Source organism: Stenotrophomonas sp. Steno-Z1, assembly GCF_056393175.1.
In genome coordinates this window covers 58590-85561 of record NZ_JBWJPB010000008.1, presented here as the reverse complement: position 1 = coordinate 85561, position 26972 = coordinate 58590, and the positions used below count along the sequence as shown (strand labels likewise).

The window sequence follows — 26972 nt, the reverse complement described above, 5'->3', positions numbered from 1 at the left end:
CAAAGCCCGGCACTCGCCGCTGTTGCTGTTGCGCCTGTTCTTCACTGCAGAAAGCCCCAGCAGGAAGACAAAAAAAACGAGCGCCGAAGCGCCCGTTTTTCTGCATCATCGCAACGCGATAAAACCCCTCACCACACCTTGACCCGCTTGTCCGGCGCCAGATACAGCTTCTGGCCTTCCTTCACCTCGAACGCCGGGTACCACGCGTCCAGGTTGCGCACCGTCAGCGCGCGGAACTGGCCCGGCGCATGCACGTTGGTCAGCAGCGAATTGCGCAGCGCCTGCTCGCGCGCCTTGCTGCGCCACGCCTGCGCGAAGCCCAGGAAGAAGCGCTGGTCCGGCGTGAAGCCCTCCAGCGTCTGCCCCGGCTTGCCCTGCAGCGACAACTGGTAGGCATCGTAGGCCGTCGCCAGGCCCGCCACGTCGGCGATGTTCTCACCCAGCGTCAGCCGCCCATTCACCGACACCCCCGGGAACGGCTGGTAGCTGCTGAACTGCGCGGCCAGCGCATCGCCGGCGGCGTTGAACTTCTTCAGATCGTCCGCCGTCCACCAGTTGTGCAGCTTGCCCGTCTCATCGAACAGCGCGCCGGCATTGTCGAAGCCATGGCTGATCTCGTGGCCGATCACCGCACCGATCGCACCGTAGTTGACCGCATCGTCGGCCGCGCCATCGAAGAACGGCGGCTGCAGGATCGCGGCAGGGAACACCAGGCGGTTCTCCAGCGGCACGTTCATCGCGTTGATCGTCTGTGGCAGCATCGCCCACTCGCTGTGGTCCACCGGCTGGCCGAGCTTGGCGATATTGCGCTGGTATTCGAACTGCTCGGCGCGCGCCGCGTTGCCCAGCGCATCGTCGCGCTTGATCTCAAGGCCCGTGTAGTCGCGCCACTTGTCCGGGTAGCCCATGCCCACCGTCAGCCCGGCGACCTTGGCCTTGGCATGCGCCTTGGTCTGCGGCGACATCCAGTCCAGCGCATCGATGCGCTTGGCGAAGGCCGCGATGATGTTCCTGGCCATCTCATCGGCGCGGGCCTTGGTGGCCGGGTCGAAGTGGCGCTCCACGTACAGCTTGCCGATCGCCTCGCCCACCGCGTGGTTGCTGTCATCCACCGCACGCTTCCAGCGCTCGCTCTGCTGCGGCGTGCCGTTGAGGGTGGTGCCGTGGAAGGCGAAGCGCGCGTCGGCGAACGCCTTGGGCAGGTACGGTGCGGCGCGGTCCAGCGCGTGGAAGGCCAGGTAGTCCTTCCACACCTCCAGCGGCTCGGTCGCCACCAGGCGCGAGATCCCGGCCACCGCCTTGGGCTGCCACACGATGAAGTCCTGCTGCTCGCCCAGCTTGGCACCGGCCAGGAAGGCGGCCCAGTCCATGCCCGGCGCCTTCGCGCTCAGGTCGGCCTGCTTCCAGGCGTTGGCACCCTTGGCCACATCGTTGGTTTCTTCCTGGGTGGCATGCGCCTGCGCGATCTTGGTCTCCAGGGCCAGGATGCGCTGCGCCTTGGCCGCCGGATCGGCCACCCCGGCCAGCTGCAGCACCTGCGCGATGTAGGCCTGGTACTGCTTGCGCAGCTCGGCCATGCGCCCGCCCTGCAGGTAGAAGTCACGGTCCGGCAGGCCCAGGCCGCCCTGCACCAGGTACGGCGCGTTGCGGTCCGGCTGCAGCAGGTCCACCGACACCCACACCCCGAACAGGCGGTCGGTGTAGAAGTTGGTCGCATTCAGCAGATCCACGTCGGCGCGCAGGGTGCCGCCCAGGGTGGTGGCCAGCGCGGCCTTGTCGGCAATCCCGCCGATCGCGTCCAGCTCCGGCTTGACCGCCGCCACGCCGCGCGACTCGATCCCGGCCTCGTCCATGAAGGCGGCGTAGTAATCGCCGATCAGCTTGGCCTCGCCGGTAGCCTTGGTATCGGCCGCGGCGCCTTCCAGGATGGCGCGCGTGTCGGCCAGGGTCTTCTCGGAAATAACGTTGAAGCTGCCATAGCTGGAACGGTCGGCCGGAATCTCGGTGTTCTTCACCCAGGTGCCGTTGGCGAAGCCGAAGAAGTCGTCACCGGCGGCGACGCTGCGGTCCATCCCGGCGGCATCGAAGCCGAAGCTGCCCAGCTGCGGTTTGGGCGCGGCCGGGGCGGCGGCGGCCTTGTCCGGGGTGGTCGCCGCCGGGGCGGCCGGCTCGCGGTCGCAGGCGCTCAGGCCCAGCGACAGGCTGGCGGCAATGGCAAGCATCAGGGTGGGGCGGCGCAGCTTGGACATGGACTTCTCAGGCAACGGGAAAACCCCAAGTCTAATCCTCCCCGCCGGGCTTGTTACCCCCGCCACCGCAGGCCAGGCCCGCAACCGCCCGATCCGGCAACGCCGGCCCTTCCCGTGTCGCGCGCGCTGGTGCATGCTGGCCGCACAGGATTCCGCCCCGGCCGGCCAACCGTATGTTTGTTGCCGCCGGGACATCAAGAATCCCAGGCTTCGGCCGCTCAGGTTTGGGGAAACCAGGAAGCGTTTACGCATGAAGTCAGCCCATTGCAGCGGGAGAGGTCGTCGATGCCCGCGTTGAAGCACGCATTGGCGCGGCCGCTGCGTACGCTCGTGTGGCTGGGCGCCAGCCTGGGCGTACTGCTGGCGATCGGCCTGGCGATGATGCTGGCCAGCGATTACCAGCGCCGCCAGGAAGCCGCGCAGCGCCAGAGTTCGGCGCTGGCCGCCGGCTCGCAGCGCCTGTTGCGGCTGGAGCTGCGCAACCTGGAACGGGCCATGCTGGGCATTGCCGAGGACGGCGCGCTGCTGTTCGAGCGCGTCCCCGGCCAGGCCCCGGACCTGCTCGACGACGCGATCAGCGGCGTGCTGCAGCGCCATGCCGAGCTGGACAGCATCGTGGTGGTGGACCAGTACGGGCGCGCACTGACCAGTGGCAGCGGCGATCTGTACCTGCCGCTGTGGGCGGTCGATGCCAACCGCGGCATCGAGAGCCGGCTGTACCTGGGGCCGCCGCAGCAGCGCAACGCGCAGCGCTGGGTGCTGCCGCTGGCGCTGCGCATGGGCGACGACCGCTGGCTGCTGAGCCGGCTGCATACCAGCGAACTGCAGTCGATCATCGGCGGCCTGGATACCGGGCAGCACGGGGTCATCTCGATCACCGATTCGCAGGGGTATGTGCTGGCGCGCAGCCCGGACACCGTCGGGCTCACCGGCCAACGCTTCCACCTCGGCAGGCGCGACATGCTGCGCCGCGACGCGGTGACCCCGCTGGGCATCGAAACCAGCACCATCGACAACGTCGAGCGCATTTCCACCCTGACCACGCTGGGCCAGTATCCGATCGCGGTGTATGCCGGGCTGGGCCGCGAAGACGTGCTGGCGCCGTGGTGGCCCTACCTGCACGCCTCCGTGGTGCTGTACCTGCTGTACTGGGGCGTGTTCGCGCTGGTGTACGTCAGCCTGCGCCGCGCCACCCGCAGCCAGGATGCGCTGACCGAGGAGCTGCGCACCCACCACGCCGAACTGCTGATGGCGCACCAGGTGGGCAAGGTCTGCACCTGGTACGTGGACGAGGATGCCTCGCTGCTGCGCTGGTCGTCCCTGGCGCGCGAGATCTTCGGCATCGACATCGAAAGCCTGCCGGTGGCCGCGTTCTTCGCCCGGGTGCATCGCGAGGATGCCGAGCGCATGCAGCTGGCCTTCGACAATGCCTTCGCCGGCAACGGCGTGCTGGATGAAATGTTCCGCGTGGTCCTTCCCGGCGGTGCGGTGCGCTGGGTCTCGGCACGCGGCCAGCGCGTAGCGGTGGTGGACCGCCAGCGGCGCATGATCGGCGCGCTCACCGACGTCAGCGAGCGCGTCCAGGCGCTGGCCCGGGTGCAGCAGGCCGAGCGCCAGTTCCGCCTGCTGTTCGACCGCAACCCGGCGCCGTTCTGGGTGTTCGACCCGGACACGCTGCGCTTCATGGAGGTCAACGAGGCCGCGGTGCAGCAGTACGGCTATACCCGCGATGAGTTCCTCTCGATGAGCATCCTCGACATCCGCCCGCGCGAAGGCTGGGACGAGATCCGCGGGGCGATCTCGCGGGCCACGCTGGGCGATCCGCAGGATGCGCAGGTGCGCATGCACCGGCGCAAGGACGGCACCCTGTTCGAAGTGCGCGCGCACCTGTCACGGCTGGATTTCGACGGGCGCCAGGCCTGCCTGGTGCTGGCCGAGGACATCAGCGACCGGCTCGCCTACGAGCGCGACCTGGCCTACCACGCCACCCACAACCCGGCCACCGGCCTGCTCAACACGCGCGCGCTGGCCGCGCAGCTGGACGAGGAGGGCGGCAGTTACACCATCGCCTACGTGCAGTTCCGCGGGCTGCAGCTGGTGGCCGATACGCTCGGCCGTGAAGTGGGCGAGGTGGTGCTGCAGGCGATGGCCAAGCGCCTGGGCGGACTCGGCACGCGCTATGGCCTGCTCGCGTTCCAGCCGGCGGAGGATTTCATCTTCGCCATCCGCGACGACCACGAGCGCCAGACCGCGCTGGATACGCTGGTGCAGACCGTGTCCGAACCGGTGCGCGGGCAGGACTGGCTGCACCAGTTCGAGCCGCGGATCGGCGTGGCGGTGAAGTTCGATGGCGACAACGTGCCGGCCGAACAGGTGATCGGCATGGCCGCGCAGGCCGCGCATGCCGCGCGCGACGAAGGCAGCGTGATCGCCTGGTTCGACAACACGGTCACCTCGCGCCTGGCCGAGCGGCTGCGCCTGGCCGGGCGCATCCACAGTGCGATCGACAGCGAATTCGAGCTGTACTTCCAGCCGATCTGCCATGCCAGCGATGGCACGCCGGCGGCGCTGGAGGCCTTGCTGCGCTGGCCGCAGGCCGATGGCAGCTTCATTCCGCCGGGCGAGTTCATCCAGTTGTGCGAGGACACCGGGCTGATCCTGGCGCTGGGCCGCTGGGTGATCCGTGCGGCGGCGCAGGCACAGCGGCAACTGGCCGATGCCGGCTGGGCGCTGCCGATCGCGGTCAACGTGTCGGCCGTGCAGTTCTTCAACAGCGACCTGGTGGCCGAGTTCGCCCGTGCCAGCCAGGAATTCGGGCTGGAACGCGGCGCGCTGCACGTGGAGCTCACCGAGAGCAGCTTGATGCGCAAGCCGGCCCAGGCCAAGCAGACCATGCAGCGCCTGCACGAGCAGGGCGTGTGCATTTCGCTGGATGATTTCGGCACCGGCTACTCGAACATGTCCTACCTGCAGCACCTGCCGCTGGACATCCTGAAGATCGATCGCTGCTTCGTGGCCGACGTGGAAACCAACCCGCGCAATGCCTCGATCTGCCGCGCCCTGCTGTCGTTGGGCCACAGCATGGGCCTGACCGTGATCGCCGAAGGCGTGGAAACGCCGGGCCAGCACCAGTGGCTGGCCGCGCATGGCTGCGACCAGGTGCAGGGCTACCTGCTGGGGCGGCCCGCGCCGCTGGCGAAGGTGATCGCGCGGCTGGAAACCGCCGACGCCACTTGAGGCCCGTCGCCGGCGGCCGCCGTCAGCCCAGCGCGTCCACCAGGTAGTCGATGAAGCTGCGCACCTTCGGCGCCAGGTGGCTGCGGCTGGTGTAGACGGCGAAGATGCCGATCGGGGCCACGTCCCAGTCCGGCAGCAGGCGTTCCAGCCGGCCCTCGGCCAGCGCGTCGCCGACCAGGAAATCCGGCTGCAGGATGATGCCCATGCCAGCCAGTGCCGCTTCGCGCAGTACGTCGCCGTTGTTGGCGCGCAGGCCGCCGTGCACGGCCACCGTGACCTCGCCGCCCGGACCGCGCAGCGGCCAGCCGTCGCCGCCACCCCAGTAGCTGTAGCCCAGGCATTCGTGCGCGGCCAGGTCTTCCGGGCGCTGCGGCCGGCCGTGCAGGTCCAGGTAGGCCGGCGCGGCGCACAGGGTGATGTGGGTGTCGGCCAGCTTGCGTGCGATCAGGGCGGGGTTGGGCTGGCGGGTGATCCGGATGGCCACGTCGTAACCTTCCTCCACCATGTCCACCAGCCGGTCGGACAGCGACACCTCCAGCGTGACCTGCGGGTAGCGCGCCCGGTAGCCGGCCAGCAGCGGGCCAAGCCGGGCGATGCCGTAGCTGACCGGCGCATTGACCCGCAGCACGCCGGAGGGCTCCAGTGCCTGGGCGCCGATGCTGGCCTCCAGCGCATCGAACTGGGCCAGCAACTGCACGCACTGCGCGTAATAGGCCGCGCCGGTGCTGGTCGGGCTGACCCGACGCGTGGTGCGGTTGAGCAGGCGCGTGGACAGGCGCTTTTCCAGCGCGGCGATCTGCCGGGTCACCCCCGCCGTGGACATGTCCAGGGCCTGCGCGGCGGCGCTGAAGCCGTTGCGCTCGACCACGGCCACGAAAACCCGCATCGCCTCGAGAGTGTCCATTATTTCGAATCCGGTAATAAACAGCGTCGGGTGATCGTATTTATCGCCACGGCAGCGCGCAATAAGCTGATCCCATCCTAGTCCGCGAGGTGTTCCATGCAAACGACCCCCGTCCCTGCGCCCGCGCTTGCCGCGTTCGGTCCGACCCTGCTGCGTTGGAGCCTGGGCACGCTGTTCCTGGTCCACGGCCTGACCAAGCTGCTGGTATTCACCCCGGCCGGCACGGCGGCCTATTTCCAGTCGCTGGGCCTGCCCGCTGCGCTTGGTTACCTGACCATCGCGCTGGAACTGACCCTGGCCGCGGCCCTGCTGCTCGGCATCTACGCGCGCTGGGTCGGGCTGGTGGGCGTGCCGTTGTTGCTGGGCACCATCGTCAGCGTGCACGGCGCCCATGGCTTCAGCTTCGCCAATGCCGGCGGCGGTTGGGAATACCCCGCGTTCTGGGCGCTCGCGCTGCTGGTGCTGTTCTGCATCGGCGATGGCAAGTGGACGCTTGCCTCGCGCTGAGCGCCGCCTTTTCGATGCCCCCCTCCTGGAGCCTGTGATGTCCCGTCTGCCTTCGTTGTACATCTCCCACGGATCGCCGATGACCGCGCTCAACCCGGGCCTGGTCGGTGAACGCCTGGCGGCGCTGGCGGCGCAGTTGCCGCGCCCGCGCGCCATCGTGATGGCGTCGGCGCACTGGCTCACCCACCAGCCGGCCGTGGGTGGCCACCCGCAGCCGCCCACCATCCACGACTTCGGCGGTTTCCCGCAGGCGCTGTTCGACCTGCAGTACCCGGCGCCGGGCGAGCCGGCCCTGGCCGCTGACATCGCCGCGCGCCTGGACGCTGCCGGGCTGCGCAGCGCCATCGACGCACGGCGTGGCCTGGACCACGGCGCCTGGGTGCCGCTGCGCTTCCTGTACCCGCAGGCCGACATCCCGGCGGTGCCGCTGGCCATCCAGCCGCTGCTGGGGCCTGCCCACCAGTTCGCGCTGGGCCGTGCGCTGGCGCCGCTGCGCGAGCAGGGCGTGCTGCTGGTCGGCTCGGGCAGCATCACCCACAACCTGCACGACTGGGGCAGCTACCAGGACGGCAAGGACGCGCCCTACGTGCGGCCCTTCATCGACTGGGTGGAGCAGCGCCTGCAGGCCGACGACCGTGCCGCGTTGCTGGATTACCGGGTGCGCGCACCGCATGCGGTGCAGGCCCATCCCACCGACGAGCACCTGCAGCCGCTGCACTTTGCGATGGGCGCGGCCGGTGGCGACGCGCTGGGTGCGCAGCGCATCGACGCGGGCATCGACGCCGGGTTCCTGGCGATGGACATCTATCGCTTCGACGGCGCCGCGGCATGAGCGCGCTGCATGCCGTGGTGCGGCCGGCCACCGGCCCGGCGCAGGGGCTGGTGGTGCTGTTGCACGGCGTGGGCAGCAACGAGTGTTCGCTGCTCGGGCTTGCACAGGGGCTGGACCCGCGCCTGCAGGTGGCGCTGCCGCGCGCGCCGCTGGCGTTCGGGCCGGATGCGTTCGGCTGGTTCAGCGTGCAGTTCGGCGCGCAGGGGCCGGTGATCGATCCCGGCCAGGCCGAGGCCAGCCGGCAGTTGCTGATCGACTACGTGCGCCGGCTGCAGGCGCAACAGGGCGTGGATGCCGCGCACACGCTGGTGGCCGGTTTCAGCCAGGGCGGCATCATGAGTGCCGGCGTGGCCCTCACCGCACCGCAGGTGGCGCAGCGGTTTGCGGTCCTCTCCGGCCGCATCCTGCCCGAGATCGCCGCGCACATTCCGGCCGACATCGCCGCGCACGGCGTGCAGGGATTGATCCTGCATGGCGAACAGGACAGCAAGCTGCCGTTCGCGCTGGCCACCGCGGCATCGGCGCGGCTGCAGGCGCTGGGCGTGGCGCATGCGTTGCACGGCTACCCGGCCGATCACACGCTGACCCCGGCGATGCAGGCCGATTTCCACGCCTGGAGCGCACGCCAGCTGCTGGCGGCGGCGTGATCCGGCGCGTTCCCGGCATTCGCGTGGGCGGGAGGGTGTGGTAGTTTTTTTGCAGTTTCCGGCGCCGGCTGCCTGCAGCCTCCCCTCGCGCCGCCACTGGAAAATGCATGCATACCATTGAAGTCGTACTGGCGATGCTGGTGGCCGTGGTGGCCAGCGGCTACCTGGTCCGGGTGTTGCCCCTGTCCTTGCCGCTGCCGCTGGTGCAGATCGGGCTTGGCGCGGTGATTGCCGGGGTGTTCAACCGTGGCCACGCACTCGAGCCGGAGATGTTCTTCCTGCTGTTCCTGCCGCCGCTGCTGTTCCTCGATGGTTGGCGCATCCCCAAGCAAGGCCTGTTCCGCGACAAGGGCGTGATCCTGGAGCTGGCGTTCGGGCTGGTGGTGTTCACCGTGATCGGCGCCGGCTTCCTGATCCACTGGATGATTCCGGTGATGCCGCTGGCGGTGGCCTTCGCGCTGGCCGCGATCATCTCCCCGACCGACCCGGTCGCGGTGAGTTCGATCGCCTCGCGCGCCCCCATCCCCAAGCGGTTGATGCACATCCTGGAGGGCGAGTCGTTGTTGAACGATGCCTCCGGCCTGGTCTGCTTCCGCTTCGCGGTGGCGGCCGTGATGACCGGCAGTTTCTCGCTGGCCACCGCTTCGATGACCTTCCTGTGGGTAGCCCTGGCCGGCCTGGCGATCGGCGTGGCGGTCACCCTGGGCGTGTCCACCTTCCAGCGCTGGCTGTGGCGGCGCTTCGGCGAAGAACCGGGCGCGGCGCTGCTGGTCAACCTGCTGATCCCGTTCGCGGCCTACCTGCTGGCCGAAGAAGCCAATGCCTCGGGCATCCTCTCGGCGGTGGCCGCCGGCATCACCATGAGCTACGTCGAACTGACCGGCCGCGTGTCGGGCAGCATGCGCGTGCAGCGCGCGGCGGTGTGGGGGATGCTGCAGTTCAGCTTCAACGGCATCATGTTCGTGCTGCTCGGCGAACAGCTGCCGGGCATCGTCGACCGCGCGATCACCACCGTCAGCGAGAGCGGGCACCACAGTGCGTGGTGGCTGCTGGTGTACGTGGTGGTGATCAACCTGGCGCTGGTGCTGCTGCGCCTGGCCTGGGTGTGGCTGTCGCTGCGCTGGAGCGTGCTGCGCGCACGCCATCGCGGCGAGGTCCGGCAAGGCACCTCGTGGCGGATCGTGGTGGCCACCTCGGTGGCCGGCGTACGCGGCGCGATCACCCTGGCCGGCGTGCTCACGCTGCCGTTGTTCCTGCCCGATGGCAGCGCGTTCCCCGCACGCGACCTGGTGATCTTCCTGGCGGCGGCGGTGATCCTGTTCTCGCTGGTGGGGGCAAGCGTGGCCCTGCCGCGCCTGCTCAAGGGGCTGGAATTGCCGGCCGATTCGGGCGAACGCAAGGCCGAGGACCTGGCCCGGCGGCTGGCCTCCAAGGCGGCACTGGCCGGGGTGGAGCGCATGCGCCAGCAGCTGGTGCAGAACCAGACCACCGAGAACGTGCAGCTGTACAACGACGCCGCCTCGCGGGTGAGCCTGCTGTACCAGCGCAATCTTGAAAAGGACGATGGCCCGGATGCGGATCCGGAGAAGGTGCAGCGCATGGAACAGGGCTACCGCCAGCTGCGCGGGGCCGGGCTCACCGCCGAGCGCGAGGAGCTGTTCCGGCTGACCCGGCGCGGCACGATTTCCGACGAGGTCTCGCGCAAGCTGATCCGCAACCTGGACCTGCTGGAAACGCGCCAGCGCGATTGAGATCGCGCCCGCGTCCGCGCATGGACCGCGTACAGCCACCCCACGGGTGGCTGCGTTCCGGGCCGGGCATGCGCCGCGCATCCGGCATCGCGCCAGTCGCCCGGCATCGCGGCAGCCACCCATGGGGTGGCGCCACGCCGGGGCCTTGGATCAGGCGTCCGGCTTCTGGTCCAGGTAATACGCCACCACGGTGCCCTTGATCTTGATGGTCATGGGGTTGCCGCGGCGGTCGCGGGCCTTGCCGGCCTGCACGCGGATCCAGCCTTCGCTGACCGAATACTCTTCGACGTTGTCGCGCTCGACCTCGTTGAAGCGGATGCCGACCCCGCGCTCCAGGGCGGCGGCGTCATGGAAGGGACTGGTCGGGTTGATCGCCAGGTGGTCGGGAGGGGTATCGCTCATGGTCAGTCAGTTGTGATGGCCAACACGGCCATCTTCCAGGCGCACAGGATAAACCGCGGCGCGCCCGGCGCCGAATTTCGCTTCCTGACAACGCCGCTGCACGGCAGAATGCCCGCCTGCCTCAAGGAACTACCCGCCATGCCTGACAACAGCGACTATTTCGACTTCGAAGAAGACGAGCGCGATTTCGACGAAGACGATTTCGAGGCGCGGATCTGGAATCTGTTCGTGTTGATCAACCCCGGCGACGAAGAGCTGGGCCTGCAGCAGTTCAACCGCTGGCGCGAGGCGGTGCTGGAGGCGGGCGAGGAGATCGACGAGGACGCCGACTGGCTGCCGCCGCTGATGGCGGCGATCGCCTGGCAGTCCGGTTTCGAGGTGGATCGCGGCGATGCCGATGCCCTGATGTCGGCGGTCAACGAGCTGTCCGCGCGCTGGAACCTGCAGCTGGACTGGGGCGGCGACCTCGACGACGAGGATTTCGCGGCCCGCGTGGATGCGCCGGTGCTGATGGCGACCGCCTACGACCGCCTGCGCGAGCACAATTATTCGCTGTGGAGCGTGGACACCGGCAACGGTGGCCTGGCCGGGTGGATGGCGCTCAGCCGTGACGACGACGCCATGTTGGCGCTGTGCTCGCTGCTGGGCGTGGAAGTGCGGCCGGGCAGTGACCCGTTCTGAAGACGCCACCGGTAGCGCCGACCGTTGGTCGGCGGCTCCGGGCATCCGGCGGCCACGAGCCCTGACGGCAGGTGCCGGCCAACGGCCGGCAGGCAGCGTGCGCTGACAGGTTGCTGAGGTTGCCGGCCAACGGCCGGCAGGCAGCGTGCGCTGACAGGCTGATGAGGTTGCCGGCCAACGGCCGGCACTACGCTTGGTATTGCGTGCGCGCGTTGGCGATGACCGCTTTGACCAGCGCCCGATCGGTGTGGCGCGAAATGGCGTGCGCGCCCAGTGCGATCGCCTGCGCACGCAGCGGCGCGGGCACGTCGTAGTGGGCCCCACTGGGGCGGTTCTGGAACGCCCGCCGGGGAATCCCGAGCTGCGCCGCCATGGCGTGCAGCTCGGGCAGGGTGTCGGCCATCAGATGCGCCCAGCGCTCGCCGCGCCAGGGGTGGACCGCATCGTCGATATAGACCGTCACCGGGTGGCCGTGGCTCAGGCCTGCGGCTTGTCGTCGCTGGCGGCCGGGGTGGCGTCGGCAGCGTCCGCGGCCTCGGCCGGCTCCACGACCTGCGCGTCTTCGGCGGTGGCATCGGCGTCGCCTTCGTCGCCGTCCTCACCTTCCACGCCCTCGAACTCGGACACCAACTGGGCCAGGTATTCGTCGGCGGTCTTGCCTTCGTCGGCGGCCAGGTCATCGATCAGCTGCTGCAGCTGGGTCGAGTATTCCAGGTTGACCTTGCGGCCTTCCTTTTCCTGCACGTTGGACAGGTGCTTGAGCATGGCCAGCATCGGCACCGGGTTGTCGGCGTTGCCCATGGTCTGGCCGCCGATGGCCAGCAGCCATTCGGTGCCCTGCAGGCCGATCGCGGCCACGACCTGGCCCTCTTCGTTGGTCAGCACGGCATGGTTCTGCACCGGCTGCTGGGCGTTGAGGCGGTTGATCGGGCGCTTGGGCTGCAGCTTCTTGCGCTTGTCGCGCTTGGCCTTGGACTGCTTGGACATGGTGGCGTCTATCTACACAGGGAAAGACCGCCATTGTAATGGGGGTTGGCCATTGCCGTCGGCACGGGTGGCAATGGGGCGGTCGCGGCCAGGGTCGCCCCGACGAAGCGGGGCAACGATGGCCGCGGTTGGGTCGGGTCCCGACGCTCGCCGGTGTTCCGCCCACGCCCGGGAAACGCATGACCTGCAACGACATGGCGCCCGGATGCGGCCGCTGCGCTGACGATCCAGGTGCAGTCGGCCTGGGCGCGACCCTGCCAAGGCGGCGTGCGCGTCGCCCCGTCGGGCGAGCGTCCGGGCGTCCGCGCAACCGCACGGCCGACCACCGACCACCCCGTACCGCTCAGGGCGTGGTCGGCGGTGCCTGGGCGGCCTGGATGTCGGCGTCGGCGGCGGTGGGCGACAGCGCCAGCTCCTGGCCGGCACCGGCCAGCGCGGCGGCTTCGGCGGCCTTGGTCATCACCACGATGCTGATCCGGCGGTTGATCGGGTTGTCCGGCTGGGCCTTGTCGAACAGCACCGAGGAAGACAGGCCGACCACGCGGGTCACCTTGTCCTCGGTCATGCCGCCGTCGAGCAGCGCACGGCGGGCGGCGTTGGCGCGGTCGGCGCTGAGCTCCCAGTTGCTGTAGCCGTGCACGGCGTTGTAGGCGGTGGTGTCGGTGTGGCCGGTGATGCTGATCCGGTTCGGCACGTGATTGATGAACTGCGACAGCTCGCGCAGGATGTCGCGCGTATACGGCTTGAGCGCGGCACTGCCCATGTCGAACATCGGCCGGTTCTGCTTGTCCACGATCTGGATGCGCAGGCCTTCCGGGGTGAGGTCCAGCAGCAGCTGGTCCTTGAACGGTTCCAGGGCCTGGCTCTTGCTGATCGCCTCCTGAAGTTCCTTCATCAGCGCTTCCAGCTGCTGCTTGTCGCGCGCCTGCTGGTCCACCGGCTGCGGCACCGCTTCCTGCTTGTTCTGGAAGGGGTCGTTGCTGTTGCCACGGGAGATGTCGGTCGCCCCGCCCAGCTTGATCATCGACGTACTGGCGCCGCCCGGGCCAGCCATGCCGGGGGCCGGGGTCGAACTCTGCCCGGCCAGCGGGCTGGGGTTGCGGAAGTACTCGGAAATGGCCGCGCGCTCGGGCTTGGTGGTGGCCGCCATCAGCCACAGCACCAGGAAGAAGGCCATCATCGCGGTCACGAAGTCGGCGTAGGCGACCTTCCACGCGCCGCCATGGTGGGCGGCATGGCCGGCCTTGCGGACCCGGCGGACGATGACGGTGGGTTTGTTCTCGGCCATGGCGGTGCCTTACTTGACCGTCTTGAGGTGCTGTTCGAACTCGCTGAAGCCCGGGCGCACGTTGGATGGCAGGGTCTTGCGCGCGAATTCGAGGGCGATCTTCGGGTTGTAGCCGCGCAGGCAGGCCAACAGCGCCGTCTTCACCGACTCGTAGATGCGGCTGTCCTGCTCGGCACGTGCTTCCACCGCGGCCGCCAGCGGGCTGACGAAACCGTAGGCCAGCAGGATGCCGAGGAAGGTGCCGACCAGCGCGCCGGCCACGTGGGCGCCGACTTCGGTGATCTCACCGCCGATCGAGCCCATGGTGATCACGATGCCCAGCACCGCGGCCACGATGCCGAAGCCGGGCAGGCCATCGGACACCTTATTGAGCACCGCCGAGGGCTGCATCGCTTCGGCGTGGTGCTTTTCCAGCTCCAGCTCCAGCAACGGCTCCAGCTCGTGCGGCTCGATGTTGCTGCCGATCATCAGGCGCAGGCAGTCGGTGATGAAGTCGACCAGGTGGTGGTCGGCCTGCACCTTGGGATAGTTGGCGAAGATGCTGCTTTCGGCCGGGCGCTCGACGTGGTCTTCCAGCGCCATGAAGCCCTCGCGGCGAGCCTTGTTGAGCAGTTCGTAGAGCAGGCTCAGGACGTCGATGTAATCCTGCTGCTTGTAGGCCGGGCCCTTGAACACGCCCACGGTGGCCTGCAGGGTCTGCTTGACGGTCTTGATCGGGGTGCCGACCAGGAACGCGCCCAGTGCCGCACCCCCGATGATGACCAGTTCGTACGGCTGCCACAGGGCGGCCAGCTTGCCGTGCGCGCCGATATAGCCGCCCAGCACGCTGATGATGACGACGAGGAATCCAACGAAGATAAGCATGGGCCGACGCGGAGGGAGTAGGGGATACCTCTCCTTGTCGGCCCGGATTCAGGTTTTCTGAAGGGGGCCGTTCGCTCAACGTCACACTTTTGCCCCCGGGCCGTGCGGGCCGACGGCCCGCACTTGCCCGCCTGGGGGGCCTGGCCGGTTCACACCGCCGGGCTCAGCCGGCCGGTTGGGCCTCGGCGCCGCCGCGCTCCAGCGGGTCCGGATAGGCCTGGCCATTGGCGGTGAACGCCAGCGAGACCGAATTCAGGCAATGCCGCTCGTGGGTCGGCGGCGGGCCATCGGGAAACACATGGCCGAGATGGCTGTCACACCGCGCGCAAACGATTTCGGTACGAATCATGCCGTGGCTGATGTCGCGGATCTCGCGCACGTGGGCCGGATCGAACGGGGCGAAGAAGCTCGGCCAGCCGGTGCCGGAGTCGAACTTGGTGCTGGAACGGAACAGCGGCAGCCCGCACAGGCGGCAGCCGTAGACGCCGTCCTGCTTGTTGTCCAGGAAGACGCCGCAGAACGGGGCTTCGGTGCCGTGCTGGAGCAGCACGCGGCGCTCATCGGCGCTCAGGCCGGCTTCCAGGGCCTGGCGCTGGGCGTCGCTGGGGGGGGAGAGATCGAAGGCGGTCATGGCGGTTCCTCGCGGGGGTGGGTTCAAGATTGGGTCGGCGGCGGGTGCTTCAACCCGGGCGGTGTGGATCGGCGTTGTTCATGGTGCTGATACCCGCGTGGGTGCAAGGTGGAGCCTTGATTCCCGCTGGAGCACGCCATGTCCCGCCACCCCTGCCTCGCCGTCGCGCTGCTGGTGCTGTTGCCGGCGGCGGCCATGGCGCAGATCGGCCCGCCGCCGAGCCCGACCAAAACCCGCCCGGTGGTGGTCTCCCAGCCCACCCCGACGCCGCTGCCCACGCCGGTGCGTCCGGCCCCGGCCGACAGCCTGTCCGGGCAGATGGCGCCGGTGAAGTCCGACAGCCAGGTCCAGCAGCAGCTGCGCACCCACCCCATCCAGGCCCAGGGCGACGGGCCGGCGCAACCGATCCAGGGCCCGACCCTGCAGCCCAAGGTGTACGACCGCCACGGCCGCATCATTCCCGGCGCCAGGCAGGCCGGCCCCAACCGCGTGCTGGATACGCGCACCGGCAAGTATTACGACGCCATCCCCAGCGGCAACGGCCAGCAGATCAAGCCGTAAATTCTGGTGGGGTCGATCCCGGGTCGACGACACGGGGTGCTGCATGGATGGACGGCAGGGCGACCTTGAACGCAGGTGCCGTGCGCAGCACGCGCGTCACCTCGTTCGGCCTCGCCCATTCGTCGACGCGTGACACGGTCGGCAGTTGGCCAGGCTTGCGACATCAGGCCTGTCTCGCGGCATCACCTGCGTCTCGCACGATCACCTCTGCCTCGCAGCGTGACTCTGTCCCGCGACGCGTCAGGGCGCGACGCGCGGTCGACTGCACGTGGACATGCGGCGAGCGATGCCCGCATGTGCATGAGTACAAGCACAGCGCCGCGTCCATGAACGCCCCACAACCAGGCCACGCAGTCATCTCCATCAAGGATGCCGCTCACTGTTTTTTCGCCTGCGATTAACCGTTTTTCCCGGACCCTGTTCGTGCGCCGGAACGCGGCGTATTCCAAGGTTTTTCCGAAGAGTGCAATCATGACCAACCAGCAGAACCAGAAGGGCGGCAAAATGCCGCAGCAGGAACAGCAGGGCAGTCAGCAGCACCAGAAGGCCGGCCAGCAGAACCAGCAGCAGTGGGACCAGCAGAACCAGAAAGGCAAACAGCCCGACCAGCAGCGTCACCCCGACTCCAAGCAACAGCGCTGACGCGCGCGAGGCATGATCGAAGGCGGTGCGCGCAAGCGCGCCGCCTTTTGCATTCCCGGCTCAGTCCGGGATCGGCAGGGTCAGCGTTTCCTTGACCTCTTCCATCACGATGTAGCTCTTGGATTCGCGCACATGCGGCAGGGTCAGCAGGGTGCTGCCGAGCAGCTTGCGGTAGGAGGCCATCTCGCTGATGCGCGCCTTGAGCAGGTAATCGAAATCGCCCGAGACCAGGTGGCATTCCAGCACGTTGGGCAGCTTCAACGCGGCGCGCCGGAACTCCTCGAAGATGTCGCCGGACTTGTAGGCCAGGCTGATTTCCACGAAGACCAGCAGGCTGGCCTTGAGGTAGTGCGGATCGAGCTTGGCGTAGTAGCCGGTGATCGCCCCGTCGCGCTCCAGCCGGCGCACGCGCTCGGTGCAGGGCGTGGTCGACAGCCCCACCCGCTCGCCCAGTTCGGTGAAGGAAATGCGGCCCTCGGCCTGCAGGATGCGCAGGATCTTGCGGTCGATCTTGTCCAGTTCGCGGGGGCGTACGGCCATGGGCGTCATCCAGGCATGGGGGTTGGCGAGACAATACCCTGCAAGCACTCCTAAAAACAGGAGAAATGCTTGGTTTGGCCGGAATATACTTGCCCAATTATGGTCCCGGCACGCGCCAGTGCAGGGAATGATCGGGTTGGAGAAGCAGCATGCGCGTTCTAGTCCTTGGCAGCGGCGTCATCGGCACCACCAGTGCCTGGTACCTGCGGCAGGCCGGGTTTGAAGTCACGGTCGTGGACCGCCAGCCCGGTCCGGCGCTGGAAACCAGTTTCGCCAACGCCGGCCAGCTGTCCTTCGGCTACACCTCGCCGTGGGCCGCCCCGGGGGTCCCGCTGAAGGCGGTCAAATGGCTGTTCTCCGAACATGCGCCGCTGGCGATCCGGCCCGGCCTGGATTGGCGCCAGTACGCGTGGCTGGCGCAGATGCTGCGCAACTGCACCCACGAGCGCTACGCGATCAACAAGGCGCGCATGGTGCGGATGTCCGAGTACAGCCGCGACTGCCTGAACGAACTGCGCCGTGAGACCGGCATCGAATTCGAAGGGCGCGACCTGGGCACCACCCAGCTGTTCCGCACCCAGCAGCAGTTGGATGCGTCCGCACAGGACATCGAGGTGCTGGCGCAGTACGGGGTGCCCTACAAGGTGCTCGACCGCGAGGGCATCATCGCCCACGAACCGGCCCTGGCCGGGGTGGCCGACACGCTCGTCGGCGCGCTGTGGCTGCCGCGCGACCAGACCGGCGACTGCCAGCTGTTCACCCGTCGCCTGGCGCAGATGTGCGTGGACGCCGGAGTCGAGTTCCGCTTCGACCAGGACATCGCCGGCCTGCAGACCGACGGCGACCGCATTACCGGCGTGCGCATCGACGGCACGCTGGAAACCGCCGACCGCTACGTGGTCGCACTCGGCAGCTATTCGCCGTCGCTGGTGGACCCGCTCGGCCTGCGCCTGCCGGTGTACCCGCTCAAGGGGTATTCGCTGACCCTGCCGATCACCAACGCGGCGATGGCCCCGACCTCGACCATCCTGGACGAGAGCTACAAGGTGGCCGTGACCCGCTTCGACGACCGCATCCGCGTCGGTGGCATGGCCGAAGTGGGCGGGTTCGACCTGTCACTGTCGCCGCGCCGCCGCGCCACCCTGGAAAAGGTGGTCGGCGACCTGTACCCGCATGGCGGCGACCTGTCGCGCGCCGAGTTCTGGACCGGGCTGCGCCCGGCCACCCCGGATGGCACGCCGGTGATCGGCGCCACCCCGTACCGCAACCTGTTCCTCAACACCGGCCACGGCACGCTGGGCTGGACCATGGCCTGCGGTTCGGGCCGTTACCTGGCCGACCTGATGAGCGCGCGCCAGCCGCAGATCAGCACCGAAGGCCTGGATATCTTCCGTTACGGCCATGCCGCCGCATCCGTTGTTCATAGTGAGCCCAAAGCATGCGCCCAGCCCGCGCGTTGATCGACCTGGACGCGTTGCGCGCCAATTTCCGCCTCGCCCGTGAACTCGGTGGCGGTCGCAAGACCCTGGCCGCGATCAAGGCCGATGCCTACGGCCACGGCGCGATCGACTGCGCGCGCGCGCTGCAGGGCGAGGCCGATGCGTTCGGCGTGGCCTGCATCGAAGAAGCGCTGGAACTGCGCCAGGCCGGCATCACCACGCCCATCGTGCTGCTGGAAGGGTTCTTCGACGCCGACGAATTGCCCCTGATCGTGCAGCACGATCTATGGTTCGCGGTGGGCACGCCGTGGCAGGTGGAGGCGGTGGCGGCGTTCCAGACCACCGCGACCCTGCGGATCTGGCTGAAACTGGACAGCGGCATGCACCGGCTGGGGCTGTCGCCGGCGGACTTCCGCGCCGCGCATGCGCGCCTGTCCGCGCTGCCGCAGGTGGGGCCGATGGTGCTGATGAGCCACATGGCCCGCGCCGACGAACTGGACAGCCCGCGCACGCGCGAGCAGGCCGAGCTGTTCGCCGCCACGATCGCGGGCCTGGCCGGCGAGACCAGCCTGTGCAACTCGCCGGCCCTGCTGGGCTGGCCGGACGTGCGCAGTGACTGGGTGCGTCCGGGCCTGATGCTGTATGGCGCCAACCCGCTGCCCGGGCATCCGGAGCTGAGTGCGCGGCTGCGCCCGGTGATGACGATGCAGTCGACGATCTTCGCGGTGCGTGAGATCGGGGTCGGCGAACCGGTCGGCTATGGGGCGCGCTTCGTCGCCGAACGTCCCACCCGGGTCGGGGTGGTGGCGCTGGGCTATGCCGATGGGTATCCGCAGTTCGCCCCGAACGGCACGCCGGTGGTGATCGATGGGCAGCCGGGCCGCCTGATCGGGCGGGTCTCGATGGACATGCTGACCGTGGACCTCACCGACCTGCCGCAGGCCGGGCTGGGCAGCCGCGTCACCCTGTGGGGCGACGCGCCGCGGCTGGACGTGCTGGCCCCGCTATGCGGGGTGAGTGCCTACCAGCTGCCCTGCGCGGTGAAGCGGGTGCCGCACGCGCTGCTGGGCGCCTGAGGGCGCCTGCGCGGCCCTGACGCGCCTGGCAGCCCCGGGCGGAGCAAGCGCCCGATCCGCGCCGCCCGTCGGCGCCCACGCCAGCACCTGATGGCCTCAGTTGCTGGCCGTCGCCTGCGCACGCAGGTCGCGGCGGACCCAGTCGTCCAGCAGCCGCTTCTCATAGCGAAGCGGATCGGTATCGCTCTGCATCCCGATGTTGTGCAGGTAGCCGTTGTCGACCAGCTTGCGCTCGCCTTCGCCCAGCACCCGGCCCTGGGCGTCCTTGAGCGTGTAGGTCAGCGTGATCCGCGGCGGGTACACATCGCGCAGGATCCGGATGTCGTTGCCGCGCGGGCCGTGCCAGGGCTCGTAATCGCCGGCGCGCTTGATATCGGTAAAGGTCACGGCCAGCTGCTGGCCCGGCTGCAGCTGCTTGCCGGCCGAGGTGCGCACGTACTGCGCCAGCTGCTGCACCCAGTTGCCGCGCTCGGCCTCGAAGCGGTTGTTGCTGGCGCGGATCTCGGTGAACTGGGCCGGATCGGTCCAATTGACCTGTACCGGACCCTCCCCGCTCAGGGCCCGGGGGGCATCGGCGGCGGTTACCGAGCGCGGTCCGGCCGCCGCGGTCGTACCGACCAGCAGCAGGCAGGCCAGGGCACCGGCCATCCAGGGAGTGCGGTTCATGGGGATTCCTCGGTCGCGATCACGGATGGGATCGAGGCCGAGTGTGATCCCGATGCTCCGGCGGGACAATCGCCGGCGGCGCCGCCGGTCGGCCCGGTTGGCGCGAATTCACCCACGTCAATCCCACCCATGGCGCTTGACGCTACGAATACGCGCTCTGGAAGATGCTGTGTCTCTCCGTTTCGCCGATTGCCCCATTGACGCCCTTGTCCAGCCTGCCCGCTTCCACGCTTGAACGACCTCCCTTCATGGCGCCTGCATCCGATCCTGGCATGTACCGCAGCATGCTGGAGCAGATGAATGCCGGCTTCTGCGTGATCGAGGTACTTTTCGAGCAGGAACAGGCGGTGGACTACCGCTTCCTGGAGGTCAACGACGCCTTCGAACGCAACACCGGCCTGGTGGGGGCACCGGGCCAGCAGGTGAGCGTCATGGTGCCGGGGCATGAGAGCGACTGGTTCCGCCTCTACGGGCAGGTCGCCCTGACCGGCCACCCGCAGCAGTTCGAGCTGGAGGCCCGCGCTCTGGGGCGCTGGTATTCGGTGGAGGCGGTGCGGGTGGGCGAGCCGGGCGAACACCGCGTCGCCGTTGTGTTCTTCGACATCTCCAGCCGCAAGCAGATCGAAGTGGAACTGGCCGAGAGCGAGGCGCGCTTCAGCGCGCTGGCCGATGGCCTGCCGATGCCGGTGTGGGTGCTCGACGAGCGCGGCCATGCCCGTTTCGTCAACAGCGCCTTCACCGAATTCTTCGGCGGCGATGAACGGGTGCCCGAAGACGTCTGGCGTGGCCTGGTGCATCCCGACGATGCCTCGGTGTTCGACTACGAACTGCAGGAAGCCCTGAAGGCGCAGCGCTCCATGCATGCGCTGGTGCGTGGCCGTCGTGCCGATGGCCAGTGGCGCTGGCTGGAAATGAACGCACGCCCGCGTTTCTCGCGGATGGGGCGGTTCATCGGCCTGGCCGGCAGCAGCCCGGACGTGACCGAACGCCGTGAAATCGAAATGGCGCGCGAGGAACTGTTGCAGTCCGAGCGCGCCGCGCGCAGTGCCGCCGAAAACATGGCGCGGCTGAAGGACGAGTTCCTGGCCACGCTGTCGCACGAGCTGCGCACCCCGCTCACCACCATCCTGGGCTGGAGCGAACTGCTGCTGCAGCGCGTGGACGACACCAGCCCGCTGTTCAAGGGCCTGGGCGTGATCGCCAACAGCGCGATGGCGCAGAAGCGGTTGATCTCGGACATGCTCGACCTGAGCAGCATGCTGCTGGGCAAGGTGCAGCTGGAAGTGGAAGTGCTGGACCTGCGCGTGCAGCTCACCGAAGCGATGCGCGCCCAGGAACTGGTCGCCGAAGGCAAGGCGCTGCAGATGCGCCTGGACCTGCCCGAGACGCCGGCCCTGGTGCTCGGCGATGCCACGCGCCTGCAGCAGGTGCTGTGGAACCTGCTCTCCAATGCCATCAAGTTCACCCCGGCCGAAGGCACCGTGGCCGTCACCCTCCGCGAGGACGGCGGCCACTGGTCGATCAGCGTGGCCGACACCGGCGACGGCATCGCCCCGGAATTCCTGCGCCATCTGTTCAGCCGGTTCCGCCAGGCCGACGGCACCACCACCCGCCGCCATGGCGGCCTCGGGCTGGGGCTGGCAATCGCCCAGCAACTGGTGGAGCTGCACGGCGGCGTGGTGTCGGCCAGCAGTGATGGCCATGGGCACGGCGCCACCTTCACCGTGCGCCTGCCGGGCTACCAGCCGCATGCCGATGGCCGGCCGCTGCGCGAAGTGTTCAGCGGCCCGATCAGCGAGCAGGTGATCGAGCCGTACCCGCTCAAGGGCCTGCGCCTGCTGGCGGTGGAAGACCAGCCCGAAGTGCTGGAGTACCTGCGCCGGTTGCTGGAGGAACAAGGCGCCGAAGTCACCGCGGCCGCGTCGGCCGGCGAGGCGCTGGCGCTGCTGGACCAGGGCGGCCACGCGGGGATCGACGTACTGCTTACCGACATCGGCATGCCCGGCATGGATGGCTACGGCCTGGTGCGGACCCTGCGCGAGGATATCGGCGTGGAAGCGTCGGAACTGCCGGCCGTCGCGGTCACCGCACTGGCGCGCGCCGATGACCGCAAGCGCGCGCTGGCCTCCGGCTTCCAGGAGCACGTGGCCAAGCCCTATTCCGTGGCGCAGCTGGTGTCGGCGGTGCGCAGCGTGCTGGGCGGGCAGCGCCGCTGACCGTCCCCCGATCCGAATCGCGCGTGCTGCTCACCCCCGGGTGGGTGGCCACGCATGTTCATGCCAGAGGAGTCCCTCATGTCCCGTTACGCCCCGCACATCCACACCGATCCGGCTGAAATCGCCGCGCTGGAGGCCTTGCTGCCCCAGCTGCACGGGCAGACCCGGGTGGAACTCACCCTCGACGACGGCAGCCGCGTGCTGGGCACGGTGGCGGTGCAGCCGACCCTCCAGCAGTATCGCGACGCCGACGAGAACGAAGGCAGCAACGGCCAGTTGCGGCTGGACGACCTGGATGCGCCGGTGCAGCAGCATCTGGTCTGGTTGGACCGGATCACCGCGATCCGTCAGTTGCCGCCGGTGGAATAGCCGGTTTTCCGGCGGGGTACCGGCCGATGGCCGGTACCTGCCGGGGCCCCTCAGTGCTGGAACACTTCCGGCTCGGCTTCGAAACGGCGCGCGTAGGCGCGTTCATCGGCCACCCGCGCCACCTCGTCGTCGGCCATGTCCGGCGCACCGTATACCGCATAGGCCACGCTGCCATCGGACTGCTTGCCCACCTGGTGCAGGCGGTAGCGCGAGTGCCCGCCGCCGGTGTCCTGCGGGTAGTGCACCGGGGGCTGGGCGCCCTCGATGTCCATTTCGCTGTTGTCCACCACGCCACCGACAAACAATGCACGCATGAGCCATCTCCATCGCAAGTGAGCCTCCACCCTGACGGTTGGGATGTTGGCAGGGGATCAACGCCGCGTTGAATAAACGCAAATCGGGGCACGGCGGGGGGCGATCCGGGCGAACCGGTAGAATGGCGGTCTCTTTCAAGATGTGCCCCCCGATGGCTGCCCAGCACGACGCTCCCCTGGAAACCCTGTTCCTGCCGTTCGCCAGTGGCGTGCTGTCCTGGCCCGCCGGCCCCGTGTTGTTCCTGCGCGCCCGCGATGGCTGGCCGCTGCGCGAGCACGCGCAGCCGGGCCAACTGGTCTGCGAGCAGAGCTTCCGCCCGTTTGCCGATGCCCTGGAGGCCAGTGGCTGGACCGTGCGCGACGAGCAGCAGCTGGCCGATGACCCCACCCGTTACGCGGTGGTGCTGGTGCTGCCCCCGCGCCAGCGTGAAGAGGCCAAGGCCCTGTTCGCCCGCGCCGTGGCGCTGGCCGCCCCGGGCGGGATCGTGGTGGCCTGCCAGCACAACAACGAGGGCGCGCGCTCCGGCGAAGGCGACCTGCAGCAGCTGACCGGGCTGGGCGGCAAGCTCACCAAGAACCATTGCCGGGCCTACTGGACCGCGCCGCTGAACGGCCAGCACGACGCCGCGCTGGCGCAGCGCTGGGCCACCCTGGACGCACCCCGCGCGATCCTTGGCGGGCGCTTCCAGAGCCGGCCGGGTATCTTTGCCTGGGATCGCATCGACCCGGCTTCGGCGCTGCTGGTGGAGCAGCTGCCGGCCGATCTGGCCGGGCGCGGTGCCGATCTCGGGGCCGGCTTCGGGTACCTGTCGGCCGAAGTGCTGGCGCGCTGCCCGGGCGTGACCGCGCTGGACCTGTACGAGGCCGAAGGCCGCGCGCTGGCGTTGGCCCGGGAAAACCTGGCCAGGCTCGACAAGCCGGCCACCCTGGCCTACCACTGGCAGGATGTCACTGCCGGGATCGAGGCCGAGTACGACTTCATCGTCACCAATCCGCCGTTCCACACCCCGTCGCGCGCCGACCGCCCCGACATCGGCCAGCGCTTCATCGCCGTGGCCGCGCAGGCGCTGCGCCCGGGCGGGCGGATGTGGCTGGTGGCCAACCGCCACCTGCCATATGAGCAGATCCTCAACGAAAGCTTCGGCCAGGTCCGCGTGGCCGCCGAGCGCGATGGCTTCAAGCTGATCGAAGCGACCAAGGCCAGCAAGAGCGCCACCCCGGCCCGTGCCCCGCGCAGCACCGAGCCGAAGTGGGGCCGCGGAGGCCGCGCATGAAGCTGGTCAAGTTGTTGGCCAACCTGGGCTATGGCAGCCGCAAGCAGGTGCAGGGCATGTTCCGCGAGGGCCTGGTCACCGATGCCGAGGGCGAGGTGCTGTACGCCGACGACGTGGTCGCGCACGAGGCGATCCGGGTCGAGGGCGAGCCGCTGGACCCGCCGCAGGGGCTCACCCTGATGCTGCACAAGCCGCGCGGCTACACCTGTTCGACCAAGGACAAGGGCCGGTTGATCTACGACCTGCTGCCGCCGCGGTACCGCGACCGCGCGCCGGTGCTGTCCTCGGTGGGCCGCCTGGACCGCGACACCAGCGGCCTGCTGCTGATGACCGACGACGGCGCGCTGCTGCACCGGATCGTGTCGCCCAAGTCGCGCCTGGACAAGGCCTACGAGGTGACCCTGGCCGAGGACCTGCGCGGCGATGAGGCCGCACGCTTCGCCAGCGGCACGCTGCTGCTGGAATCCGACGACAAGCCGCTGTTGCCGGCCGAGCTGGAGGTGCGGTCGCCGCGCGAGGCCGAGCTGGTGCTGCACGAAGGGCGTTACCACCAGGTGCGGCGCATGTTCGCGGCGGTCGGCAACCACGTCGAGGCGCTGCACCGCAGCCGCGTCGGCGGGCTGACCCTGGGCGGGCTGGGCGAAGGCCAGTGGCGCATGCTCGACGCGGCCGACCTGGACACACTGTTCAACGTGCCATGAGTGCGATCGCGGCGCTGCCGTTCCTGCCTGACGCGGTCATCTTCGACATGGATGGCCTGATGATCGACAGCGAGCGGGTGTCGATCGCGTGCTGGAGCCAGGCCGCGCAGGAACTGGGGCTGCCCATCGAGGATGGCTTCTGGCTGCGCCTGGTCGGGCTGGGTGATCTCGACTGCGAGCGCCTGTTGCTGCAGCACATCGAGGCCGGGCAGGTGGCGGCGTTGTTCGCGCGCTGCCATGACCTGTACGAAGCACGCACGCATGCCGGGCTGCCGTTGCGGCCGGGCATCCTGGAACTGCTGCAGTTGTTGCGCGAGCACGACATCCCGCGCGCGGTGGCCACCTCGACCCGGCAGCCGCGCGCCTCGCGCAAGCTGGCGGCGTCCGGGTTGCTGGCGTTCTTCGACGTGGTGGTGACCAGCAGCGACGTGGCCCACCCCAAGCCGGCGCCGGACATCTACCTGCTGGCCGCGCGGAAGCTGGGCAAGGAGCCGGCGCGCTGCCTGGCGCTGGAGGATTCGCCGGCGGGTATCCGCGCAGCGGTCGGCGCGGGCATGACCGCGATCCAGGTCCCCGACCTGGTGCACCCCGACGAAGACCTGCGCGCGCTCGGCCACCGCATCGTCGGTTCGCTGGTGGACGCGCACGCATTGCTGCTGCCGCACCTACGGTAGAGCCGAGCCACGCTCGGCTGCTCTTCGTGCCGGCAACATGACCGCCTGACCAACGGCGTCGGACCAAGGGCGTCGGACCAAGGGCGTCGGGCTGGTGCCATGCCGGCAACCCCGATGGCGCTTTGATGGATGTTCCCTTCGGACGCGTACGCCGCGCTGCGCGCGGTTGCCGAGCATGGCTCGGCACTACCGGTCATGCGCGGTGTGAGATTGCAGGGGTGTCATCCGGTCATGCGTGATGCGGGATTGCCGGCACGTGATCTGGTCATGCGTGGTGCGGGATTGCGTGCACGTGATCCGGTCATGGGTGGATGTGGGATCGCCCGCACGGCATCCGGTCACGTGGCCTGATGCCACATCGGTAGAGCCGAGCCATGCTCGGCTGCTCTCCGTTCCGGCAACATGACGCCGAACCCAGGGCGTCGGGCTGGTGTCATGCCGGCAACGCCAATGGCGCTTTGATGGATGTTCCCTTCGGACGCGTACGCCGCGCTGCGCGCGGTTGCCGAGCATGTCTCGGCACTACCGGTCATGCGCGGTGTGAGATTGCCGGGGCGTCATCCGATCATGCGCGAAGTGAGATTGCCGGCGCGTCATCCGGTCATGCGCGGTGCGGGATTGCCGGCGGGTGATCCGGTCACACGTGATGTGGGATTGCCGGCACGGCATCCGGTCACATGGCCTGACGCCACGTCGGTAGAGCCGAGCCATGCTCGGCTGCTCTCCGTTCCGGCAACATGACCGCCGAACCCCGGGCGTCGGGCTGGTGCCATGCCGGCAACCGCGAGCGCGCTTTGATGGATATTTCCTTCGGCCCCGTACACCGCGCTGCGCGCGGTTGCCGAGCATGGCTCGGCACTACCTGTCATGCGCGATGCGGGATCGCCGGCGCGTGATCCGGTCATGCGCGGTGTGAGATTGCCGGCACGTGATCCGGCCATGCGCGGTGCGGGATTGCCGGCGCGTCATCCGGTCATGCGTGATGCGGGATTGCCGGCACGTGATCCGGTCATGCGTGATGCGGGATTGCGGGCACGGCATCCGGTCACGTGGCCTGACGCCACGTCGGTAGAGCCGAGCCATGCTCGGCTGCTCTCCGTTCCGGCAACATGACCGCCGAACCCAGGGCGTCGGGCTGGTGCCATGCCGGCAACCCCAATGGCGCTTTGATGGATGTTGCCTTCGGACACGTATGCCGCGCTGCGCGCGGTTGCCGAGCATGGCTCGGCACTACCGGTCATGCGCGGTGTGAGATTACCGGCGCGTTATCCGATCATGCGCGACGCGGGATTGCCGGCGGGTGATCCGGTCATGTGCGATGCGGGATTGCCGGCGCGTGATCCGGTCATGCTTGATGCGGGATTGCCGGCGCGTCATCCGGTCATGGGTGGATGCGGGATCGCCGGCGCGTGATCCGGTCATGGGGGGGCGCGGGATCGCCGGTACGGCATCCGGTCACGTGGCCTGATGCCACATCGGTAGAGCCGAGCCATGCTCGGCTGCTCTTCGTTCCGGCACCA

At 68.9% G+C, this 26972-nt stretch carries 27 protein-coding genes; 16 read left to right on the top strand and 11 right to left on the bottom strand.

The window, feature by feature from the left end; translation table 11 throughout:
* Positions 1 to 128 precede the first annotated feature (128 nt).
* A complete protein-coding gene (locus AC06FD_RS17335) occupies positions 129 to 2249 on the bottom strand; it encodes a M13 family metallopeptidase (RefSeq protein WP_449335232.1) in 2121 nt (706 codons plus the stop codon).
* A gap of 285 nt (positions 2250 to 2534) precedes the next feature.
* Between AC06FD_RS17335 and AC06FD_RS17330 the strand changes: the two genes are divergently transcribed.
* A complete protein-coding gene (locus AC06FD_RS17330; protein ID WP_394164272.1) occupies positions 2535 to 5486 on the top strand; it encodes a bifunctional diguanylate cyclase/phosphodiesterase in 2952 nt (983 codons plus the stop codon).
* A gap of 22 nt (positions 5487 to 5508) precedes the next feature.
* Here AC06FD_RS17330 and AC06FD_RS17325 read toward each other — a convergent pair whose 3' ends face one another.
* Positions 5509 to 6390 carry a LysR family transcriptional regulator gene (locus tag AC06FD_RS17325; RefSeq protein ID WP_259207229.1) on the bottom strand — a complete coding sequence of 294 codons (882 nt, stop codon included), beginning with the start codon at positions 6388 to 6390 and terminating at the stop codon, positions 5509 to 5511.
* 96 nt (positions 6391 to 6486) lie between these two features.
* Between AC06FD_RS17325 and AC06FD_RS17320 the strand changes: the two genes are divergently transcribed.
* The 4 genes from AC06FD_RS17320 to AC06FD_RS17305 all read left to right on the top strand — a co-directional run bounded on the left by AC06FD_RS17320 (position 6487) and on the right by AC06FD_RS17305 (position 10127).
* A complete protein-coding gene (locus AC06FD_RS17320; RefSeq protein WP_478078447.1) occupies positions 6487 to 6897 on the top strand; it encodes a DoxX family protein in 411 nt (136 codons plus the stop codon).
* A gap of 37 nt (positions 6898 to 6934) precedes the next feature.
* Positions 6935 to 7729: a dioxygenase family protein gene (locus AC06FD_RS17315; RefSeq protein ID WP_478078446.1), complete on the top strand. Its 795-nt coding sequence runs from the start codon at positions 6935 to 6937 to the stop codon at positions 7727 to 7729.
* The gene (locus AC06FD_RS17310; protein WP_478078445.1) at positions 7726 to 8376 is read left to right on the top strand and encodes an alpha/beta hydrolase; all 651 of its coding nucleotides are present in this window, start codon (positions 7726 to 7728) and stop codon (positions 8374 to 8376) included. Before AC06FD_RS17315 ends, AC06FD_RS17310 begins: the two co-directional genes overlap by 4 nt.
* Positions 8377 to 8483: 107 nt before the next feature.
* Positions 8484 to 10127: a Na+/H+ antiporter gene (locus tag AC06FD_RS17305; protein WP_259207221.1), complete on the top strand. Its 1644-nt coding sequence runs from the start codon at positions 8484 to 8486 to the stop codon at positions 10125 to 10127.
* 150 nt (positions 10128 to 10277) lie between these two features.
* On the opposite strand, the gene AC06FD_RS17300 is transcribed toward AC06FD_RS17305, so the two are convergent.
* Positions 10278 to 10529: a DUF3297 family protein gene (locus tag AC06FD_RS17300; protein WP_259207218.1), complete on the bottom strand. Its 252-nt coding sequence runs from the start codon at positions 10527 to 10529 to the stop codon at positions 10278 to 10280.
* A 138-nt stretch (positions 10530 to 10667) separates the two neighbouring features.
* On the opposite strand from AC06FD_RS17300, the gene AC06FD_RS17295 reads away from it, so the two are divergent.
* Positions 10668 to 11210, top strand: a complete 543-nt coding sequence (locus AC06FD_RS17295) for a DUF6630 family protein (protein WP_259207215.1) — start codon at positions 10668 to 10670, stop codon at positions 11208 to 11210.
* Between the two features lie 187 nt (positions 11211 to 11397).
* On the opposite strand, the gene AC06FD_RS17290 is transcribed toward AC06FD_RS17295, so the two are convergent.
* From AC06FD_RS17290 to msrB, 5 genes are all read right to left on the bottom strand, one after another.
* Entirely contained in the window at positions 11398 to 11673 is a 276-nt protein-coding gene (locus AC06FD_RS17290; RefSeq protein WP_312237700.1) for a DUF4031 domain-containing protein, read from the bottom strand.
* Positions 11674 to 11687: 14 nt separating this feature from the next.
* Positions 11688 to 12197 (bottom strand): hypothetical protein, encoded by a 510-nt coding sequence (locus AC06FD_RS17285; protein ID WP_449335226.1) that lies wholly within the window; start codon positions 12195 to 12197, stop codon positions 11688 to 11690.
* Positions 12198 to 12540: 343 nt separating this feature from the next.
* Entirely contained in the window at positions 12541 to 13485 is a 945-nt protein-coding gene (gene motB / locus AC06FD_RS17280; RefSeq protein WP_259207209.1) for a flagellar motor protein MotB, read from the bottom strand.
* Between the two features lie 9 nt (positions 13486 to 13494).
* Positions 13495 to 14349 (bottom strand): flagellar motor stator protein MotA, encoded by an 855-nt coding sequence (motA, locus tag AC06FD_RS17275; protein ID WP_259207208.1) that lies wholly within the window; start codon positions 14347 to 14349, stop codon positions 13495 to 13497.
* Between the two features lie 163 nt (positions 14350 to 14512).
* The gene (gene msrB, locus AC06FD_RS17270) at positions 14513 to 14980 is read right to left on the bottom strand and encodes a peptide-methionine (R)-S-oxide reductase MsrB (RefSeq protein WP_478078444.1); all 468 of its coding nucleotides are present in this window, start codon (positions 14978 to 14980) and stop codon (positions 14513 to 14515) included.
* Positions 14981 to 15118: 138 nt separating this feature from the next.
* Between msrB and AC06FD_RS17265 the strand changes: the two genes are divergently transcribed.
* Entirely contained in the window at positions 15119 to 15541 is a 423-nt protein-coding gene (locus tag AC06FD_RS17265; RefSeq protein ID WP_478078443.1) for a classical arabinogalactan protein 4, read from the top strand.
* 369 nt (positions 15542 to 15910) lie between these two features.
* Positions 15911 to 16183, top strand: coding sequence for a hypothetical protein (locus AC06FD_RS17260; RefSeq protein ID WP_259207202.1), 273 nt, complete (start codon positions 15911 to 15913; stop codon positions 16181 to 16183).
* A gap of 60 nt (positions 16184 to 16243) precedes the next feature.
* Here AC06FD_RS17260 and AC06FD_RS17255 read toward each other — a convergent pair whose 3' ends face one another.
* Positions 16244 to 16723: an Lrp/AsnC ligand binding domain-containing protein gene (locus AC06FD_RS17255; protein ID WP_259207200.1), complete on the bottom strand. Its 480-nt coding sequence runs from the start codon at positions 16721 to 16723 to the stop codon at positions 16244 to 16246.
* 149 nt (positions 16724 to 16872) lie between these two features.
* On the opposite strand from AC06FD_RS17255, the gene AC06FD_RS17250 reads away from it, so the two are divergent.
* Positions 16873 to 18183, top strand: coding sequence for a D-amino acid dehydrogenase (locus tag AC06FD_RS17250; RefSeq protein WP_259207198.1), 1311 nt, complete (start codon positions 16873 to 16875; stop codon positions 18181 to 18183).
* Complete coding sequence (gene alr, locus AC06FD_RS17245) at positions 18162 to 19238, top strand: alanine racemase (RefSeq protein ID WP_259207197.1); 1077 nt, start codon at positions 18162 to 18164, stop codon at positions 19236 to 19238. The genes AC06FD_RS17250 and alr overlap by 22 nt, the downstream gene beginning before the upstream one ends.
* 96 nt (positions 19239 to 19334) lie before the next feature.
* On the opposite strand, the gene AC06FD_RS17240 is transcribed toward alr, so the two are convergent.
* On the bottom strand, positions 19335 to 19904 hold the full coding sequence (locus AC06FD_RS17240) for a DUF3016 domain-containing protein (protein ID WP_259207194.1): 570 nt from the start codon (positions 19902 to 19904) through the stop codon (positions 19335 to 19337).
* Between the two features lie 164 nt (positions 19905 to 20068).
* Here AC06FD_RS17240 and AC06FD_RS17235 point away from each other — a divergent pair, with 164 nt between their 5' ends.
* Together AC06FD_RS17235 and AC06FD_RS17230 are read left to right on the top strand one after the other, a co-directional pair.
* Positions 20069 to 22120, top strand: a complete 2052-nt coding sequence (locus tag AC06FD_RS17235) for an ATP-binding protein (protein ID WP_478078442.1) — start codon at positions 20069 to 20071, stop codon at positions 22118 to 22120.
* Positions 22121 to 22198: 78 nt separating this feature from the next.
* Positions 22199 to 22489 (top strand): DUF3247 family protein, encoded by a 291-nt coding sequence (locus AC06FD_RS17230; protein ID WP_259207191.1) that lies wholly within the window; start codon positions 22199 to 22201, stop codon positions 22487 to 22489.
* Between the two features lie 50 nt (positions 22490 to 22539).
* Here AC06FD_RS17230 and AC06FD_RS17225 read toward each other — a convergent pair whose 3' ends face one another.
* Positions 22540 to 22803, bottom strand: a complete 264-nt coding sequence (locus tag AC06FD_RS17225; protein WP_259207190.1) for a hypothetical protein — start codon at positions 22801 to 22803, stop codon at positions 22540 to 22542.
* A 152-nt stretch (positions 22804 to 22955) separates the two neighbouring features.
* On the opposite strand from AC06FD_RS17225, the gene AC06FD_RS17220 reads away from it, so the two are divergent.
* From AC06FD_RS17220 to AC06FD_RS17205, 4 genes are all read left to right on the top strand, one after another.
* A complete protein-coding gene (locus AC06FD_RS17220; protein WP_478078441.1) occupies positions 22956 to 24077 on the top strand; it encodes a class I SAM-dependent methyltransferase in 1122 nt (373 codons plus the stop codon).
* A complete protein-coding gene (locus AC06FD_RS17215; RefSeq protein ID WP_259207186.1) occupies positions 24074 to 24778 on the top strand; it encodes a pseudouridine synthase in 705 nt (234 codons plus the stop codon). The genes AC06FD_RS17220 and AC06FD_RS17215 overlap by 4 nt, the downstream gene beginning before the upstream one ends.
* The gene (locus tag AC06FD_RS17210; protein WP_478078440.1) at positions 24775 to 25452 is read left to right on the top strand and encodes an HAD family hydrolase; all 678 of its coding nucleotides are present in this window, start codon (positions 24775 to 24777) and stop codon (positions 25450 to 25452) included. Before AC06FD_RS17215 ends, AC06FD_RS17210 begins: the two co-directional genes overlap by 4 nt.
* 1173 nt (positions 25453 to 26625) lie before the next feature.
* A complete protein-coding gene (locus AC06FD_RS17205) occupies positions 26626 to 26865 on the top strand; it encodes a hypothetical protein (RefSeq protein ID WP_478078439.1) in 240 nt (79 codons plus the stop codon).
* Positions 26866 to 26972: the final 107 nt, after the last annotated feature.